The following is a 17,316-nucleotide window of genomic DNA, read 5'->3' as shown; positions in this document are numbered from 1 at the left end:
GGGCTGTTCCTCACAAAGCAGGTCGAGCAGCTGCTACAACACGTTGTCCACGAATGCGGCTCTGTCGTTCTGGTTCGCGAGGCGAGCGGTGACGAAGAACGACACGACCCTGACTCCGGCCGGTGGATGCAGCGCGAACCACGACATCAACGCCGACTTGCCCGACCACGCTTCAGCGCGCACCCAGAGGTAGCTGCTCGAGACGTTCGGCGCCGTGCAGAACTCCGCGATCTGCCGGAGCTCCCCGTCGCGCTCCATCAGCTGGACGGGCGCGATCCGTTGCAGGACGTACTGCTGGTAGCGCGACCGCGCCTTCGTCGTCGGCGAGGGGAGCGAGAAGTTCGCGCTTCCCGCCTGCACGACCACCCGTGCACCCTGCCGCCCACGACGTTCGACACGTCAGGTGGCGGCGTCTGGTCGGCGGAGGACGGTTGCACCGATCGACGATCTCATACGCGCCGTGCGGAACAAGCCTGTCGGCTCGCTACCTGCCACCGCCAATGCCGAGGCTCTCGCGCATGAGGTCGCGCAGTTTCACCAAAGCCTGCTCGAATTCGGCATCCGCTTCCTTGACCACCGGCGACGCCGCTGGGTGGCCAAGCTGCAACGAGTGCCACCGGCCAGCGGCGGTGAGCACGGCGGGCAGCGGGCCGTCCGCGAGTTCTGGGGCGTGCAGTTCGACGAAGGCGGCAGCCTCTCTCACCACGGTCAGACGACCGTCGACCGCGTCCAGGTCGGCGCCTGCACGAGCCGCGCTCTGCAGGGCCCGTGCGGCCACGAGGAACTTCGCGCAGGCTTCTTCGCGAGCCTGCAGGCGGCGCTCGTCGCGCTTAGTGTCGCGGTCGATCAGGGCCAGCTTGCGCTGATTCACGCCACTGACCCATTGAGCGCTCAGCGCGGCGAACAGGCTGATCACCGCCACGAGGACGGTCACCCAGATCGGAGTCACATGATCACGTTAGCGGGTGGCGGGGTACGGTGAACGGGAGTTCAGCGTCCTCGGGAGTGGGATCTTGTCGTCTGACCGGTGGCTGAAGGTGCCACTCGGACCGCACGGTCCCCGATGGCGGACCGTCGGAACCGAGCGCACGGTGCTGGCGGTGGTCCACACGGTGACGGCCGTCAACCGGTTCGCCGACATCCTTCCGGTGTTCGACAGCGACCAGCGCGTTCAGATCGTCTACACCTGCCCTCAGGCGTCCGCGGTCACCAACGGGGTCGAGGAGCACCTGTCCACGATGGGAGTGCTGCTCATGCCGTGGGAGCAGGCGGTTCTCACCGAGTTCGACCTGGCGTTGTCGGTACACAATAGTGGGAATCTGCACGACATCCACGCCCCACTCGCGATTCTTTCGCACGGAATTGGATACACTAAGAATTCACCCGGAAACCGGAAACCGGAAACCGGAAACCGGAAACCGGAAACCGGAAACCGGAAACCGGAAACCGGAAACCGGAAACCGGAAACCGGTCCGTGTACGGTCTGTCTCGCGAGTGGTTGGTTCGTGGCGGGTCGGTAGTTCCCCGAGCGATCGTGTTGTCGCACGACGAGCAGTACGCGCGACTGGCAGAGGCGGTCCCTGAAGCACTCGACGCCGCGGTGGTCGCCGGAGACCCCTGTTTCGACCGGATGGCGGTGAGCCACCCCCGCCGTCGCGACTACCGACGCGCTCTGGGCGCGGACGACGACACCGAGGTCGTGGTCGTGACGTCGACCTGGGGCCCGGATTCCTTGCTGGGGCGCAGCCCGGCCCTCATCGCACAGTTGCTCGCGGAGCTGCCTGGCGACGAGTACGTCGTGGCCGCGGTCCTTCACCCGAACACCTGGTACGCACATGGTCCCGCGCAGATCCGGCTCTGGCTGGCCGATTGCCTGCGCGCGGGACTTCGGCTGATCCCGCCCGCCCAAGGCTGGCAACAAGCCGTGCTGGCGGCCGACGTGGTGGTCGGTGACTTCGGCGCGGTGACGGGGTACGCGGCGTGCGCGGGGCGGGCAACCTTGCTGGCCTCGTTCCCAGAGCACCAGATCGCCGAAGGGTCCGCGATGGACGAGTTGGGGCGCACCGCGTTCTGGCTGGACCCGGCGGCGGCGTTGCGCCCTCAGTTCGACGCCGCACTGGCACAGGCCGCGGACAACGGGCTCGCGAAGGTGCGGGAGCTCGCGACGTCTCTGCCCGGTTCGTCGGCCGCCGTGTTGCGGAAGGCCTTCTACGACCTCATGGCGTTGCGTGAGCCGGAACGTCAGGCGTTGGTACCGCCGTACTCGGCGCGCGAACTGGTTCCCGAACGGCTGCCGGTGACGGCTTGGTGGGTGGCGGCCGAGTGGCACGACGACGTGGCGGAGCTGACGAGGTGGCCTGCCGACGTCGACCCTCGAGACGACCAGCCGCCGAACACGGTGGACCGGCATCTGGTGGTGGAGCAGGCACACCCTCGCCGCGACCTGTACGGCAGCGCCGCCATCGTGCTGCTCGACCACCTGCACGAGGCCGAGCAGGCGTTCGCTGATCGACCGGCCTGCGACTTCGCCATCACGTCCGCCGAGGTCGTGCACCGCGACCGAGGCGTCGTCCTGCGGGATCTGTCCGGTGTAGACGAAGCCGCCGCCTGCGCGTCCGCGATCTACCGCTGGCTCTCCTGCGGCCGTGCGTGGCAGGAACTACCTCGCACCGCAACGATTCGTCTCGGCACGCGACAACTGACGGTGTCGCTCAGCGGCTGGCGTCCAGCTCACGCAGAAGCTCGTCCACCACGTCCGCACGACGGTCCCCCAGCCTGACGAAGAGTTCCTTGGCCGACCGGAACGCCTCAGCCGCTCCGAGGGAGTCACCCGAGACCCGCAGGGCCGATCCGGACCTGTGCACCGCGTCGGCGTGCGCACGCAAGGCCTGGTCGTGAGCGAACAGCTCAGCGGCCTGCCGGTAGAAGTCCGCAGCCTGCGCGGGCTCACCCGACCCCAGCGCGCCATCGCCGAGGACGAGCAGGCACTTGGCGTGGTTGTCGGTCTCGCCGCTCGCGGCGAAGTACTCCACGATCGAGGACGCCGCGTCCACCGCGCGGTCCCAGTTTTTCAGCTTCGCCCACGCCCTGGCCCGATGCAGCACGAGCAAGGCGTGCATCCTGGCCCGCTGGTTTCGCGGGATCTCCTGCTCGGAGCGTGCGATCACCGCTTCGGACTCGTCGAAGCAGTGGAAGGCGTAGTCCAGGTCGCCCTCCGCTGCCGCAGCCTTGCCGCGCCACTCCCAGGAGCTCTGCAGACCGAGCCGATGATCGATCTCGGCGGCGGCGCGCCCGGATGCCTCGAAGTCCTGCTTGGCGACCTTCGTGTTCCCGAGCGAGAGGTGCGCCGCACCTCGTTGCGAGGTGAGCTGCATCCGGGCCGCCACGTCGCCGGAGACTTCGGTGGAGCGGATCCCGAGGTTGTGGCAGTCGATCCAAGCGTCGAAGTGCCCGTGCAGGTGCAGGTACTTGAACACCACGACGCACAACTGGGACACGATGTCGTGCAGGCCGTGATCGTGCGCGGCCTGCACGCAGGCGACGACCGATTCCCACTCGGCGTCGAACCACGCCGTGGCGGCAGCACGCGGAACAGGCGACCGGTTCTCGGCGGCGAACAACTCGAACTCCCGGCCGACCCTCCACCGGTCCGCCAGCACCGCGTCACGGGGAATCGCCTCGCGGAGGTGCCAGAGGGTGATCCTCTCCACGACCGCCTTGATCGCCTCGGGCCCGTCGACCTGGTCAGCCGTGCGACGGGCGTGCGTGCGCACCATCCGGTACAGCGAGTACCTGTCCCGCTTCTTGTCCAAGACCACCAGGTGCCGGTCGGCGAACGCGTCGAGCGTCTGCTCCGCGGCGTCGACGTCCACGTCCAGCGCCACCACGGCGGTGGCCACCCCGAAGTCCTGTCCCGGCAGGAGAGCCAGCCGTCGCAAGGCCGTCTGCTGCTCGCGCACCAGACTCTCGGTCACCTCGAGGAACTTGCCGACCCGCTGCGCGTGCTCCAGTTCGAGCAACGCGGCGTCCGAGGCGCGCAACTGACGCAGATGCCGTTCGATCGCGCTCGGCCCGCGATGACGTAGCTGGGCACCGAGGATGCGGATCAGCAACGGGACGTCGTCGCAGATCGCCGCGAGCTCGTCGACCACCGGCGCCGGCACGTCGTCCGTCCCGATCGACGAGGTGAGCAACGATTTCGCGTCCTCGCGCGGCAGCCTGCCCAACGGAACGTCCGCGAAGTCGAGCATCAGCAGCCCGCGCAGCATCGCCCGGCCGGTCACCACGACGACGGCGCCCGGCGCGGAATGCGGAACGAGCAGCTTGACCTGCTCGACGTCCGCCACGTCCCTGACCACCAGCATGAACCGCCTGCCAGCGGACCGCGCCTGAAACGCGAAGCCTCGGTCGTCCAGCCCCGCCGGCAGCTCGGTCTCAGGCACCCCGAGCCCGCGCAGGGCCTGACCGAGCATCTCACCGGCTGGCATCAACCTCCCGCTGGGCTGACGCGCGGTCACTTCGACGTAGGCGTCGAAGTCTGCCTGGTGCTGGTGGAAGAACTCGCCGGCCAGGCTCATCCGCCCCATGCCGTCCAGACCGTGCACGTAGAACAGGCAAGACCGCCCCTGGGCCACGCACTCGACGTACACGCTGTTCATGTCCGCCCGGACACCGATCCTGTTCAGGAACGGATTGGCACGACGCGGCCCGGCGACGACGCTCCCCACTTGCCCTCCCTGAGCACCATGATCAGAACGGCCAGGGTATCGGTCTCAGCCCGCCTCACGTCGACAACGCCGCAGCGATGGCCCACAACGTCAGGCCGACGAGCAACGCGCGCAAGTCACGACTCTCAAGCCTCTCGGCTGCTTCGCTTCCCTCGCTTCACTCCGACACCGACGCATGGAGCTGGAAGCGGCATTCCTCCTCTGGAGACTGCCGCGAAGAGCTTCTGCGTGGGCTGGCAGTTGAGCACTGAGTCAATGAGATCGACGCACCATTGCACCACCGCCGTGGTAAACCACGGATACCGCGTTCCAAGACCCCTCGGCTCAGTCAGTCGCTCGGGTCACCCGAAGTTGGGGCGCGCACCGAACAACAGCCGAGTGCAGGACGCGCTGGACCACCTGACGAGGTGACCGGCACTTCGGGTCTGGTCTCCGGACAGGTGTGCACGCGTGTTTGCGTCAATCCTCGACCTCGCCGCGACGGTCGGCCCCGCCTTCGCAGCGGCCGTGATTCTCCTTGTTCTCACCGTGCCGTGCGTGGTCGTGGACCTCGTCCTCAAGAAGCCGCACACGGGCAAGAAAGTGTCGGTCCGCGTGTTGGGCAAACTGGTCACCGTAGACGTTGAGGACACGCCGGCAGCACCGGTCGCGCTACCCCCTGCTGCTCCCGACGGCCTTTCCCAGCCAGGCTCAGGTAACCCGCCGGTGATCAACCGCGGCGGTGTCCCGACATGACGTGGATGCGCCTGGTATCAGCGAGCTTCATCGCGCGGATCTCGGCGTCCATCGGGTCGTGCGCCGGCTCGTCGTGAAGCGCGAGGCGTTCCTGGATCCGCTTGAGCGGACCCGGTGACCACCACGCGGCGTTGCCGAGGAGCTTGAGGACGGCCGGCACGAGCAGCATCCGGACCACGGTGGCGTCGAGCGCCAGCGCGAGGATCATGCCGACGCCAACCAGCCGCATCATCGCGACCTGCGAGAACGCGAACGCACCGGTCACCACGATCAGCAGCAGCGCCGCCGAGGTGATCACCCGGCCGGTCTTCGCGAGGCCGGTCGTCACGGCTTCTTCCGTCGTCGCGCCCTGACCACGCGCCTCGACCATCCTGCTCAGCAGGAAGACCTCGTAGTCCGTCGACAGACCGAACACGATGGCCGCCATCAGCACGACGATGCCGGACTCCAGCGGCCCCGGCGTGACGCCGAGCCAGTCGGCCCCGTGGCCGTCCTGGAAGATCCAGACCAGCACACCGAACGTCGCGGACAACGACAGCGCGCTCATCAGCACGGCCTTGATCGGCAGCACGACCGAGCCGAACGCCAGGAACATCAGGATCAGCGTCGCGCCGACGAGCAGCGCGACCATCAACGGCAGGCCGTCGGCGATCGCGTCGAGCGAGTCGCTGACCGTCGCCGTCGTACCACCGACCAGCACCTCCGCTCCGGAAGGCCGAGTGAGCGCCCGGACGTCTTTCAACGCCCGCTTCGACTCGTCGCTCAGGGCGTCGTGCTTCAACACCGCGGTCACGGCCGTGACTTCGATGTCCGCGCCCGCCGGTCGAACCTCGCCGATGCCGGCAACGCCCGCGACCTGATCGAGGTAGTCACGGATCGCGGCCTGCTCGCAGCCCCGGACGACGACCTTGAAGCCGGTGCTGGAGAACGCCGAGAAGTTCTGGTTGATCGTCTCGGTGGCGACGCGCACGGCGTTGCCCTCCGGCAGGACCTTCTCGGTGACCTGGCCGAACTGGACACCCAGGAACGGCGCCCCGAGCACGATCAGCACACCGGTGATCGGCACAGCGAACAACATCGGCCGCTTCATGACCTTGCCGCTGAGCTTGCGCCAGCCGCGCTCGCTCGGCGCCTTCTTCCTCCAGGGCAGGGCAAGGCCGCCGACCCGGTGCCCGAGCACGCCGAGCAGCGCGGGCAACAGCGTCAACGACACCAGCGCGGCGATCGCGACCGACGACATGCCGCCGTACGCAAGGGACTTCAGAAACCCCTGGGGGAAGAGCGTCAGTCCTGCCAACGCGATAACCAGCAAGGTCGCACTGAACACCACCGTCCGCCCTGCGGACGCGACCGTGCGACCCACCGCCTGCTCCACGGTGCGTCCCCTGCCCAGTTCCTCGCGGAACCGGCCGACCATGAACAAGCCGTAGTCGATCGCCATGCCCAGGCCGAGCAACGACGCGACGTTGACCGCGAACGAGTTGACCTCGACGAAGAGCGCGACGGCGTGCAGCACACCGAGCGCGCCCATGATCGCGAGGCCGCCGACCACGACCGGGAGCGATGCCGCGACCAGGCCGCCAAAGATGACCACGAGCAACAAGAGCACCAACGGCAACGAGGTCATCTCGGCGCGCCTCAGGTCCTCCCGCGACATGTCGTTGATGGCCTTCTGCGTGGGCACGAGCCCACCGACCTGCTGACTGAAACCAGGCGCCGGCAGCTGCGATTCGACCTCGCTGAAAAGCTTGAGTTGTTCGTTGGAGTCACTGCTGTTCAGCGTGACGGCGACGAGAGCCTGCCTTCCGCTCAGAGACACGACCGGGCCGACGACCTTGAGCATCTTGCTCCGAGGAAAACCGGTGATGTGGTCGGCGATCTTCTTGAGCTCGGCCGGGTTCGCGAAATCGCCACGATAAATGATGACCAGGTCGCCGTCCTGCCGCCCGAACGCCTCCTCGGCCACCTTGTCAGCCCGCACCGCCTCACTGGAAGGAGCCTCGTAACCACCCTCGCTGAGCTTGTCGAACACGCCCAGGCCCCACACGCCGCCGAGCACACCGAGCAGCACAGTCGCGACCAAGACCGACCACCGGTGACGACAAGTGACGGTTCCCCATTTCTCGAACATCGACGACGGCCTTCCCGAATTGCCATGCGGCGCAAGCGAACAGCGTGAACATCGACAAGACCGGCTCAATGTCACGTTGCGACAAAGGCGGAATGACCTGAATCAGCGGTTCACCGCGTCGCGCTTGCCGAGCGTTCGGACGGTGACACAATGAAACCGCATCCCTCGCCCGTTCAGGCTAACCACAGTTGCTTCTCGTTCTTTCGCGGAGCAACTTCCGCAAAAGACCGCACCGAGCCGTTCATTCCCGGCTCGAAGCCAAGGCCGACGAGCCGCCACGTCCACGGGCTCGACCGCTTGTCACCGCACGAAATCCCTCGCCACCAGGGACCACGACACTGATGCCTACGATGTGCAAATGCAGCCCTATTGCATCAAGGTGGCGACCGAGAACGACCTCGGCAGTGCGCGGGCCGTGATGCTCAACGCGCTGTACCGCGACTTCGGCACCGGCTACGTACCGAAGTGGCATGAGGACGTCATAGATCTGACCGGGCACTACCTCACACCCGAGCGGCATGTCCTGCTGGTGGCGGCCGACGAGGAGGGCGCGGTCGTCGCGACAGCCGCCCTCGATTCACGAGGGCCACGCCACCCCGAGTGGCTCGTGGAGCGCTACCCGTCCGGGCGAACCGCCCAGGTTCGGCGCGTGTACGTCGATCCCGAGCACCGCAGGCGTGGCCTCGCACGTGCTTTGGTGACCGAACTCCTCGCATTCGCCCGGACGGACGGCGCCTACCACTCGGTCTACCTCCACGCCTACCGCCATTCGCCGGGCGCCCTGGACCTCTGGCGCGCGCTGGGCGAAGTCGTGTGGGAGGAAGACGACGTGGTGCACTTCGAGATCCACTGAACTGCCATCCGACGGACGTGGAATCTCGCGGAGCGACTCGACTGCTTTACCGCGTCACCGCAATCAAAAGCGTTCCGCCGCCCCATCCGTCCACAAAGGACGAAACGCGTTGATCCGACCCTGCGCTATCGTAGGTACATACGTTACGCACGACCGGAACGGGTGGCGCGCACAAGTGCACGCCACCCGGCCGAGTCACCTGATCCAGTCGCTTATTTCGCCTGCCAGCGCCGCGATCTGAGTCAGGAACGCGAGGCAGGCGACGGTCCATTCGGATCTGATCATCCGGTTGGGCCGTCGTTCCTCATCACGCTCAGGACGGTCGTCCCTCGCGTTTTTCGCGTCGACCATTCGACACCTCTGCCAACTCACCTGTGCGGGTGGGCGTCGGCTTTCCCGACCCGATCGTCGCCGAGAAGGCTCCAGAGCCGTCGAGTGATCGCGCAGTGCGGCCGGCTGCCGCCTCAGTCTCAGCACCATATCCAGGAGCTGTTGACCGTTGCCGCCTCAGGCGCAGGTCGACGGCAATCCCCACCCGGACGGTACCCAGCGGTCCCCCCGCTGAGTGCACGCTGCCTTCCCTCGGTCTGACATCGCCGAACAGCATCAGGCAATGAGGACTGCCCTCCGCACTACAACGGCAGAGTCTCAGGCCCTGCCGCCGTACTCCGCTCTAGTCCAAGCCGTGCACCTCTCGCGCGAGCGCATGCACCACCATCGCCTGCCTCAGGAGGGCCCGCCGGTACTCGACCGCGCTGTCGGAGGCGTCCGTCAACAAGATCGCCGACATCCCGAGGACGTGAGCGCTGCCCAGGCACGCGGCATCCAACGTCAGGGCGAGCAACTCCGTGCTGATTTCGTTGCCGTGCCAGGTTCCGTCGCGGAACCGGACTGTGTGCAGGAGTCCGATGGGAGTGCTGTGGGTGAACTGGCTCAGCAGCGAGTAGGCGACCTCAAGCCACCCCGGCTCGGGGAACGGCTCCCCCATCTCACGAAGCATGCTCGTGATCGTCGGCAAAGGCAGCCGCCCCTTGGCGATCACGTCATCAGGCGTCTCCACTGTCACGTTGCCCGGGCGCGCGAAGACGCGCCGGGCGGCCGCCGCCGACACCCCGCTCCCTGTCAGCGTGTTGATCGTTGACTTTTGCCGAGCCCTGAACTCGTCGAAGTACTGCTTGGCACGGGTTTTCACGTCCTCGGGGTCGGCCGGGGTGTAGCGCCACAGCATGCGGGCGGCTTCCTCGATCAGCATCCGGGCGGCGAACACGGCGATCGCCGCCGAGCCAGTCCGGTCGTAGGTGGCCATGACGGCTTCCAGGTTGGAGTGACCACCGCCGTAAGCCAACGCCGCGTGAAGAGTCGGGTTGCCGTTGTCCCACAGCCCCAACACCATGCTTCGAGCCAGCTCGTAGTAGCCCTCCGCAGCCTGCACGACGAGGTGGGCTGAGTTGATGTCCGGCCACAGGTCGTCTGAGAACAGGACAGCACCGCCGCGAAGCAGCCCGATGGGGCGCTGCTGCTGGTGAGACCTCTTGCTCTGAGAAGGCGGCCGACGCGCACTGTCCAATCCATGAAGCGGCACCGCCGCCGCGGCCACATCAGCGGTCAGCTCCACCGCCCGCTCCAAGTACGGCTGCAACGCCACCTCTTCGGGCCACAACTCAGGGACCGAGGTCGCCGTGCCCAGCAGGGTGGCGGTCACTCCGGCGGCAGCCACCTGCATGAAGAGAGCCTCATGATCAGGGCGGAGGTCGTGCCCGACGGCACCGTCCTCGGTGAGGCTGCTCAGCAGACCCAGGTAGTTGCCGTGTCCCGCGTGCGCCAGCACCATCACGGTGCCACGCAATCCAGACATGTCCAGCAGGAGTTGGGTCCGGCGAAGCAACGGAGCATGTTGGCCGACAGATGCTTTCTCCGCGTTGGAGTCTCGATGTGCCAGGAAGTCTTCGAGCAGTTCTGCGTCTCCCGGTATCACCGGTGCGTCGAGCCAGCTCAACGACTCGCCGGTCAAGTCCGCGACGTCTGGCAGCGGCATCATCCAACGGGGCTGGTTGCCAATGCCGGCACCGGTTTCTTCGAGCAGGACGCACAACCGGTGGCGCTCGTGCAGGAGGTCGCCGAGCAAACCACGTCGCCGACCGGGTTCGTCTCCGATCCACAGCCAGCGCAACCCGTCAACGAACAGGCTGCGCGCCATTGACCCGACAACGGTGCCGCCGAACCCGGCCCCGATCATCGACTCGGCACAGTCGTACCGCAACCGCGCGGACATGAACGCCAATCCCGCCAGGAAACGATCTCCGGTCACGTCGAGGTCAACGACGATCGGCAGCTCGTCCAGGTGAAGGCGAAGGGCGCGCGTTGCCCGGCGCAACCGGAGCGTTTCCGGCGTGGCGGCACGCCCGTCAGGTCTTTCCTGCTGCGTGTCGGTCACACCGCTCAGCTCCTTCTGGTCGATTCGGGGAAGCGCCCGCTGCCGGCCGAGGAAGCGTCTTCGAGTCCCCCACCGGACACGTCACCAGAGCGGGGAGCGACGACGAGGAGTTCCAACTTACCCAGCCGTCCGCACTCTGCTCCAGCCTGCTCCGCGTGCACCCGTCCAAAGCAGACGGATGAGTCGACTACTCGATCTCCTGCTCAGAGACTTCACCATGGTGATCACGCAGTTCGGAAATCTAAGCGTTGACCCCGACGGAGACGTCGGTCGTCCGGTAGCCGAGCAGGTGGTTGACCCTGATCATGTGTTCGTTGTCGCTACCGGTCCCGGTGTGCACGCGGTCGATCTCCGGCCGTTGTTCCCGCAGCCATCGCAGCATCCGAGCCTTGACGCACAGCCCGAGCCCACGGCCTCGATGGGAAGAGACCACAACGGTGTCGCGCTGGACGCCCCACGTGGGCAACGTCGGGTAGAAGTCGAGCAGGGTCAGGGCGGCGACTTCACCGGTCAGTTCGTCCACCGCGAGCACACCGCGCCGGTCGATGGCGCTCGCACGCAGTTCCACCTCCGCCTCCCGCACCCGGCCGGCCGTCCACACCGGAAACACCACACCCGACACGCCGATCGGCGCGTCGCGCATGGAGGTGAGAGCCCGGGCGTATGAGTCCACCAGCTCGTCCGGCACCGCGCCGGACCAGTCCACCACTCGGTACCCGGCGGGAACAGGCACCACCCACGTCGCCGGATCGACATCCGCGACGTGGAGCCACTGGACCACCATCGTCTTGGCGGTGCGAAGGCCGACGGCGATTGCCCATCGGTGCGCGGGACCGTTCTCCGCCAGGTGCCAGCCTTCCACCACCGTCCTGCCCCGCGCCTCGAGCAGCGGTAGCAGCAGGTGCAGGACGGCGGTGCCAAGGCCCGCACGCCGCCGGTCAGGTGTGACCGTGACGCTCGTCAACGCGACCTGGTCGCTCTCGCCCGGCAGCAGGTACACCGAGGCCGTCGCCACCAGGTCCTCGTCTCGGCACGCGGCCCAGAACTCGCGCGGCCCGTACCCGGCGTCGGGCAGGCGCAGATCGGCAAGCCACTCATCGAACGGAAGCGGCTCGTAATCAGGTTTTCTCGGCCTTCCGCACCGCCATCGCGAACCCGTACCAGGCCAGCAGATCGGTCTGCTCCGCCTGGTCGGGATCGAACGTTTCGAGCTCGACGTTCCCGGTCACCCGTCGCCCCTTCGTGTTTGCGGGGTAGCCACTCCTGACCCGAACCGACGAGCAACGCAGGATGGCTGGGCATCTGCGGGTGTCGCGAGGTACAAGCGGGCCGAGGTTGGTCAAGGGCTGTGCGCACCTCCCGCACAAGTCGATCTCGTTGTCGAAGCACGGCCCACTCGTGGTCACGGCGTGGGAGAGCTTGGAGGCAGAAGGGCGCTGCGCTCCCTCGCCGAGGGGATTGCTCCTGGGCGTGACACGATGATCACGTCGGCGATTCCCGGCAGGTCGAGCATTGCCCGCCTGGTTTCGTCGTGATGTTCCGTGGAGCACGAGTCGTCGTAGATGAACACGATGATCTCTTTGTAGCGCTCACTGTCCTTTAGGTAACCGACGGAGTCGATGATCACCTCCTGCTCGGCTTCCTTGAAGTGGCTCTTGGTGCGCACGTACTTGACCTCGACGAGCAAGCCGAGCTTGGGAAGCGCGAAGTCCGCGCGGTAGGCGCTGTGCCCCAGCTTCGGCAGGTGCTCCTCGTCGACCACGTCGTCGAAGACGGCCCGGAGCATGATCCACAGGATGGCCTGCACTTCACGTTCAGCGTCGACCCGCCACCGCTTGGGGTCCTTGTGGTGGTCGGGGTCCCACACCCACCGCTTCATCGCCGGTGGGAACCGCCGGAGCACCTGACTGACCTGGGGAACGCTGACGACCAGCTGGTCCGCGCTGGCCGCAGCGACCGCTTCCGCGAAGTGCAGCCACAGCGCGGCGTGCCGGACCTCCAGAAGAGCGGGATCAGCGCGCAGGAACACGTGCATGGCTCGCCGTCGCGCGGCACGCAGTTCCTCCGGGGTGTCCCGTGTGACACCGGTGCCGGACGCGAGCAGGTAGAACGCGGCGGCAAGCGCGTTGTCAGTCATCCCTGCCAACTCCGGGAGCCTGGCGGGCTCGCCGGTGAGTTCGGCAAGCACGTGCCGGTGCATGAGGTCGATCCAGAGATCGTTGGGTTCCCGAAGCGGGTGGCTGAAGGACTTTCGCAGCCAGGCCACGAATCCCGGCACGCGGTCGTGCACCGCTCGGGCGGCGAGATGCAGTCCCAGGACGATGCCGGCCGAGTACATCGGGGTGATCCGATCTCCCGGATACGGATCGCGGCCGGCCATTCGTTCGAGCCCGTGCACCAGCACTTCGCTCACTTCGGGGAGGCAGGCCGGCCGCAGGTCGACGACGTAGCCCAGCACTGCCAGCGCTGATGCGGCTTCCGCCCTGCCGGCGTTGACGGTGAGCCACTCGTCGAGCTGAGGTTCGACGCGCCACCGGACCGACGCGCCCTCGCCGAGCACGTGGCGTGCGAACAGACCGTCGAGGCTGCCTGGCACGGTCTCGTTCTCGACCCTGTCGGTGAACGCGCGGAGCTGGCCGCCGAAGTGCTCGGCTCCGGCGGGGCCGTCGTGGAGCTCAGTCACAGGAACCACCTGCTGTAGCGCAACTTTCCGAAGACCACGTCGGAGTTCCAGTTCGTCACGTGGCGCAGCTTGCCCAGCAAGCCGGCGATGAGGTCGGAGTACAGGATGGTCACCGGCTTCGAGGTGGGGTACGGCCTCCGCCAGGACATGGCCGTGAACCTGAAGATCTGGCCGGCCAGGTAGTCGATGTCGGTGAACGTGGACTCGCGGTGCAGCTTGAGCAGCAACGGCCGCGGAGCACCCTGCAACTCGGTCTTCATCTCGCGCGGCCCCTTGACCGTCACCAGCATCTCGCTTCTGCTGATCGGCACGGCGTAGCCGCGGTCCGCAACGCACTTCCCCTTGCGTCCCTGCCCGGCTTTGATGCCTTGCGCTTTCTCGTCGAGGACCATCCACGGGTGCTCGTCCACGACGTTCACGAACGCGAACTCGACGCCGGCGAAGTCCGATGTCAGCCCAGCGACCATCTCCTTCACCGCAGTGGCTTCTTCATCCTTCAACGGCTTGAAGACGTGAAAGATCAGTCGGATGAAGTCCTGGGACCGCCACCCGTCCCGATCCCTGACGTCGGTGAGACACGCACGAAGTGCGTCGAGCAACGCCTTCTGATACTGCTCGTACGGCGCCTCTCTGGACACGTTGGACACGACGTAGCTGCCGTCGGTGCTGAAGACGGTGGTGATCCCCACGAATCGTTCGCCCTTGCCAAGGCGGTCCTGGAAGACCTGCGCGCTACCGATGCCGAAGATCAGTTCACGTGCCATCGGCTGACCGCTGGCCTTGATCACGAACGGCGTACCCCGCAATTTGGCGTAGACGGCGAGCGCCATCGTGCTCAGCGGGTAGGCGATGCCGGCCTGGTCGGTGATGTTCTCGACCTGGAACTCCTGTACCGCGATGCCTTGGCTCATGAAGGTCGACTTGGACACCAGGTAAGGACTTTCGTTTCCCGTCAGGTGCTCCTGGGCCGCGCTGGTGAAGACGAACGCGAGGTCGATCCTCTCGTTGGTCTCCAACGCGGTCAGGCAAGCCTGCTTGTAAGCGCTCGCGTCTTGAACAGCGCCGTCGAACGCCGTCAGAGTGAACGTGCAGTCCGTCAACCGGAACTTGCGCACGAACCCCGCCGGGAACGCCGGCGAATCAGGCACGCCGTCCCGAAATCTGCTGAGAAGGGTCTCCACCCTGCCTTTGAACTGACGCGGCACCACGACGGCGATGATCGGTTCCTTCGGGGTGAACGATTCCGCGTCCCAAGGCCCGAACTTGTTCAACCCGGAGTCGGGGTATCGATCGGTCCTGTCACCGGACTGGTCGAACACGAAGGTCGGCTCGTTCAAAGTCCTCAGGTGTGGCCGCTGGTCTCCTCTCAGCCGCAACGGCATGGCGAGCTGGGCCTTCATGCCCACGGCGATGTCGAGCGCCCCGAGACCGAGCACGACCTTGGCGATCTTGTCCGTGTCCGCGATGCGCCGCTCCGCGTTGTTGAACGCGGCGATCTTGCCGTCCAGCGCGGCCAGGTCGCGGTCGAACGAGCGCCCGCACACCTTGCGGAGCACCGAGTGGAAGTTGGTCTTGTTCGACTCGATCCACGCCTGCGCGGCGTCGATCTTCACCTCGCCTTCCCTGGTCTGCACCACCAGCTCGTCGCCGTCCACCGCGATCACGCGACCGACGAGCTTGCGCCTCGCGTGCACGTCCTGGCCCGGCCAGTTTCGTGCCATCTCCGACTCGGTCAGCACATGCGTTCCGACCACGGCGACCCCGCGCTTCAGCAGAACAGCCGCGGGGATGTCGATCTCGTAGCGCGCCTTCATGCCGATCACGACGCCGGGGAATCCTCGTGGCCCGTTGCGGCGCACCTCGATGGAGTGCTCCGGATGAACGTGGAGTCCACCGATGGTGCGACCCAGCGCCTGCTCGAGCATGTCCCCGCCGGCCTTCCTCGACACGAACCGCATCGGGCGCCGGCGCCGCAACTCGTACTTCCAGTCGGTGATGAGCACGCGCCTCAAGCGCTCCTCCAGCAGCCTGGCCTGCAGAAGGACGTCCTCCGGAGTAGACGTGATCATTCGTCGCTCGCCGACCTGTTCAGCACCTTCTGCCACCGGCACGCAGAGAACCACGCCGCGATCCCGGACAACGACGTGCGACGCCTGGAGTCGCTCCCGGAGATCGCTCAACTGGTCCGCGGACTCGAAGGGCACCACGCCGGCCACGACCTGTCCGTGAAACCGGACAGGTAGGAAGTTCGTGAACAGCAACGGCCCCTTGCGACTCAACGGTGTCGAGAGGTCTCCTGGGTTCCCCATCCGCTGAGGCTACGACGTCACCCTGACAATTTCGTGCGGCGCTGACACAACCCGCCGTCCAGGCGGCATCGTCACCTCGGCATGGCGAAGGCCGCATGGGGCGGGCGGGTACGTCCGCTGCCGGTGAACCGGTGCTCCAATGCCCAGCCGCTCAGGCGTTGTCGGCGTTCGTCGTGGTTTCGACCCGATCAACCTCGGGGCGCCTGGCCCGCAACAACCTGGCCATGTGCGCCTTGATGCACAGCCCGAGGCCATGTCCCCGACGTGGCCTCACCACGGTGGTGTCCTGCTGGTAACCGCAGGTCGGCGCGGCCGAGTACAGATCCATCTGGGTGACCCCCACGACTTCACCCGTCGCCTCGTGCACGGCCACCACCACACACCGTTCGACGCCCTGGTCCCGCAGTTCGTCTTCAATCGCGCGCACACGATCCACAGTCCACTCAGGAGCCTGATATCGAGAGGCACCGGTCGACGCGTCCTGCATACCCGTGAGAGCGCGCGCGTATGAGGCGATCCAGTTCTCTGGCGGCGCTCCCACCCAGTCGTCGACCCTGTAGCCAGCCGGAACGCCGACGTTCCACGCGGCCTGATCAACCTCGCTGAGCGTCAACACCTGGGCGACGGTCACTTTTGGTGGTGCGCATTCCCAGCGCCGTCGCCCAGAGATAACCGGTGCCGCCCCGCGGCAGATCCCATCCCTCGACAACGGTCCGGCCGCAGGCGCGCAACTGTGGCAACAGCCGAGACATCCAATCATCGAGCAGATGATTCACGAAGAGCCGATCGCCCAAAGCTTGATTGGGCACTGCCAGGCAGAACAAACTTGGACAGGTTCAGCGGCACGACGCCACGTAGGCATCGATGACGCTCTTCGGGAGGCGCCCGCGTCGGTAAATCGCATATCCGTTCGCCTTGGCCCAATCCCGGATCACCCTCGTTTGCCATTCGCTGCCCGCAACCTTTTGGGACGATACAACACTCGCCCCGCGCCGCCGGGCCCGCCCGGCCGTTCGACGTGCGTTGCGCACGATCGCCGCAAACCGCTGTCGCAACCGAAGTGCATTCGCCGGACTGAGGTCCATCTCGTAGTTCACGCCATCGAGCCCGAATCGAACCGTCTCAACAACGTCACACACGACACCGTCCAGATCGTCGATGAGTCGGACGATCACCTTCTGCCCCATTGATACCCCCACCAAAAACAGTCGCAAACTCCAGTTCGCATGGATATCACCACGCCACCGGCCACCGAAGAAGAACTGAATGAATACCGAAAATTTCGGGCTCACACGCCAGACGCGACGAGATACTCCGCGATTTTCGCAACCTCCGGCGCGACCCGCCTTGAACCTGATGTTCATCTGCAGATCCGTGCCGAGCGCGCCGCCAGGACCCGCCATAGAGCCTACACACGGAGACGCCTGCGTCTGCCTCGCTCAAC

Annotated in this window: 13 protein-coding genes and 1 pseudogene; 4 read left to right on the top strand and 10 right to left on the bottom strand. The window is 66.4% G+C overall.

The window, feature by feature from the left end:
* Positions 1-33 precede the first annotated feature (33 nt).
* Positions 34-366: a hypothetical protein gene (locus JNUCC0626_RS47490; RefSeq protein ID WP_394617174.1), complete on the bottom strand. Its 333-nt coding sequence runs from the start codon at positions 364-366 to the stop codon at positions 34-36.
* Positions 367-484: 118 nt separating this feature from the next.
* The gene (locus tag JNUCC0626_RS47485) at positions 485-949 is read right to left on the bottom strand and encodes a hypothetical protein (protein WP_394617173.1); all 465 of its coding nucleotides are present in this window, start codon (positions 947-949) and stop codon (positions 485-487) included.
* A gap of 151 nt (positions 950-1,100) precedes the next feature.
* Between JNUCC0626_RS47485 and JNUCC0626_RS47480 the strand changes: the two genes are divergently transcribed.
* Both JNUCC0626_RS47480 and JNUCC0626_RS47475 read left to right on the top strand, forming a co-directional pair.
* Entirely contained in the window at positions 1,101-1,520 is a 420-nt protein-coding gene (locus JNUCC0626_RS47480) for a hypothetical protein (protein ID WP_394617172.1), read from the top strand.
* 14 nt (positions 1,521-1,534) lie between these two features.
* Entirely contained in the window at positions 1,535-2,779 is a 1,245-nt protein-coding gene (locus tag JNUCC0626_RS47475) for a hypothetical protein (RefSeq protein WP_394617171.1), read from the top strand.
* Here JNUCC0626_RS47475 and JNUCC0626_RS47470 read toward each other — a convergent pair.
* Positions 2,712-4,727 carry a hypothetical protein gene (locus JNUCC0626_RS47470; RefSeq protein WP_394617170.1) on the bottom strand — a complete coding sequence of 672 codons (2,016 nt, stop codon included), beginning with the start codon at positions 4,725-4,727 and terminating at the stop codon, positions 2,712-2,714. The two genes, JNUCC0626_RS47475 and JNUCC0626_RS47470, sit on opposite strands and share 68 nt — an antisense overlap.
* 450 nt (positions 4,728-5,177) lie before the next feature.
* Between JNUCC0626_RS47470 and JNUCC0626_RS47465 the strand changes: the two genes are divergently transcribed.
* Positions 5,178-5,462 carry a hypothetical protein gene (locus JNUCC0626_RS47465; RefSeq protein WP_394617169.1) on the top strand — a complete coding sequence of 95 codons (285 nt, stop codon included), beginning with the start codon at positions 5,178-5,180 and terminating at the stop codon, positions 5,460-5,462.
* On the opposite strand, the gene JNUCC0626_RS47460 is transcribed toward JNUCC0626_RS47465, so the two are convergent.
* Positions 5,437-7,545 (bottom strand): MMPL family transporter, encoded by a 2,109-nt coding sequence (locus JNUCC0626_RS47460; RefSeq protein WP_394617168.1) that lies wholly within the window; start codon positions 7,543-7,545, stop codon positions 5,437-5,439. The two genes, JNUCC0626_RS47465 and JNUCC0626_RS47460, sit on opposite strands and share 26 nt — an antisense overlap.
* Positions 7,546-7,951: 406 nt before the next feature.
* On the opposite strand from JNUCC0626_RS47460, the gene JNUCC0626_RS47455 reads away from it, so the two are divergent.
* The gene (locus JNUCC0626_RS47455; protein ID WP_394617167.1) at positions 7,952-8,446 is read left to right on the top strand and encodes a GNAT family N-acetyltransferase; all 495 of its coding nucleotides are present in this window, start codon (positions 7,952-7,954) and stop codon (positions 8,444-8,446) included.
* Positions 8,447-9,119: 673 nt separating this feature from the next.
* On the opposite strand, the gene JNUCC0626_RS47450 is transcribed toward JNUCC0626_RS47455, so the two are convergent.
* The 6 genes and pseudogenes from JNUCC0626_RS47450 to JNUCC0626_RS47425 form a co-directional block, all read right to left on the bottom strand.
* A complete protein-coding gene (locus tag JNUCC0626_RS47450) occupies positions 9,120-10,643 on the bottom strand; it encodes a hypothetical protein (protein WP_394617166.1) in 1,524 nt (507 codons plus the stop codon).
* 478 nt (positions 10,644-11,121) lie between these two features.
* Positions 11,122-11,982, bottom strand: a pseudogene (locus JNUCC0626_RS47445) (GNAT family N-acetyltransferase); the annotation flags it as partial.
* 300 nt (positions 11,983-12,282) lie between these two features.
* Positions 12,283-13,563, bottom strand: coding sequence for a hypothetical protein (locus JNUCC0626_RS47440; RefSeq protein ID WP_394617165.1), 1,281 nt, complete (start codon positions 13,561-13,563; stop codon positions 12,283-12,285).
* A complete protein-coding gene (locus JNUCC0626_RS47435; RefSeq protein ID WP_394617164.1) occupies positions 13,560-15,872 on the bottom strand; it encodes an argonaute/piwi family protein in 2,313 nt (770 codons plus the stop codon). Before JNUCC0626_RS47435 ends, JNUCC0626_RS47440 begins: the two co-directional genes overlap by 4 nt.
* Before the next feature lie 151 nt (positions 15,873-16,023).
* Complete coding sequence (locus tag JNUCC0626_RS47430) at positions 16,024-16,503, bottom strand: hypothetical protein (RefSeq protein WP_394617163.1); 480 nt, start codon at positions 16,501-16,503, stop codon at positions 16,024-16,026.
* Positions 16,504-16,708: 205 nt separating this feature from the next.
* On the bottom strand, positions 16,709-17,236 hold the full coding sequence (locus JNUCC0626_RS47425) for a histone-like nucleoid-structuring protein Lsr2 (RefSeq protein WP_394617162.1): 528 nt from the start codon (positions 17,234-17,236) through the stop codon (positions 16,709-16,711).
* Between the last annotated feature and the right edge of the window lie 80 nt (positions 17,237-17,316).

Source organism: Lentzea sp. JNUCC 0626, from assembly GCF_043632865.1.
GTDB lineage: Bacteria > Actinomycetota > Actinomycetes > Mycobacteriales > Pseudonocardiaceae > Lentzea.
This window is presented reverse-complemented; position numbering and strand designations above follow the sequence as displayed.

Bases quoted from the DNA above. Each gene is read 5' to 3' on its own strand.
- JNUCC0626_RS47455 (WP_394617167.1), top strand. From the start codon at position 7,952: ATGCAGCCCTATTGCATCAAGGTGGCGACCGAGAACGACCTCGGCAGT.
- JNUCC0626_RS47450 (WP_394617166.1), bottom strand. From the start codon at position 10,643: ATGGCGCGCAGCCTGTTCGTTGACGGGTTGCGCTGGCTGTGGATCGGA.
- JNUCC0626_RS47435 (WP_394617164.1), bottom strand. From the start codon at position 15,872: ATGGGGAACCCAGGAGACCTCTCGACACCGTTGAGTCGCAAGGGGCCG.
- JNUCC0626_RS47425 (WP_394617162.1), bottom strand. From the start codon at position 17,236: ATGAACATCAGGTTCAAGGCGGGTCGCGCCGGAGGTTGCGAAAATCGC.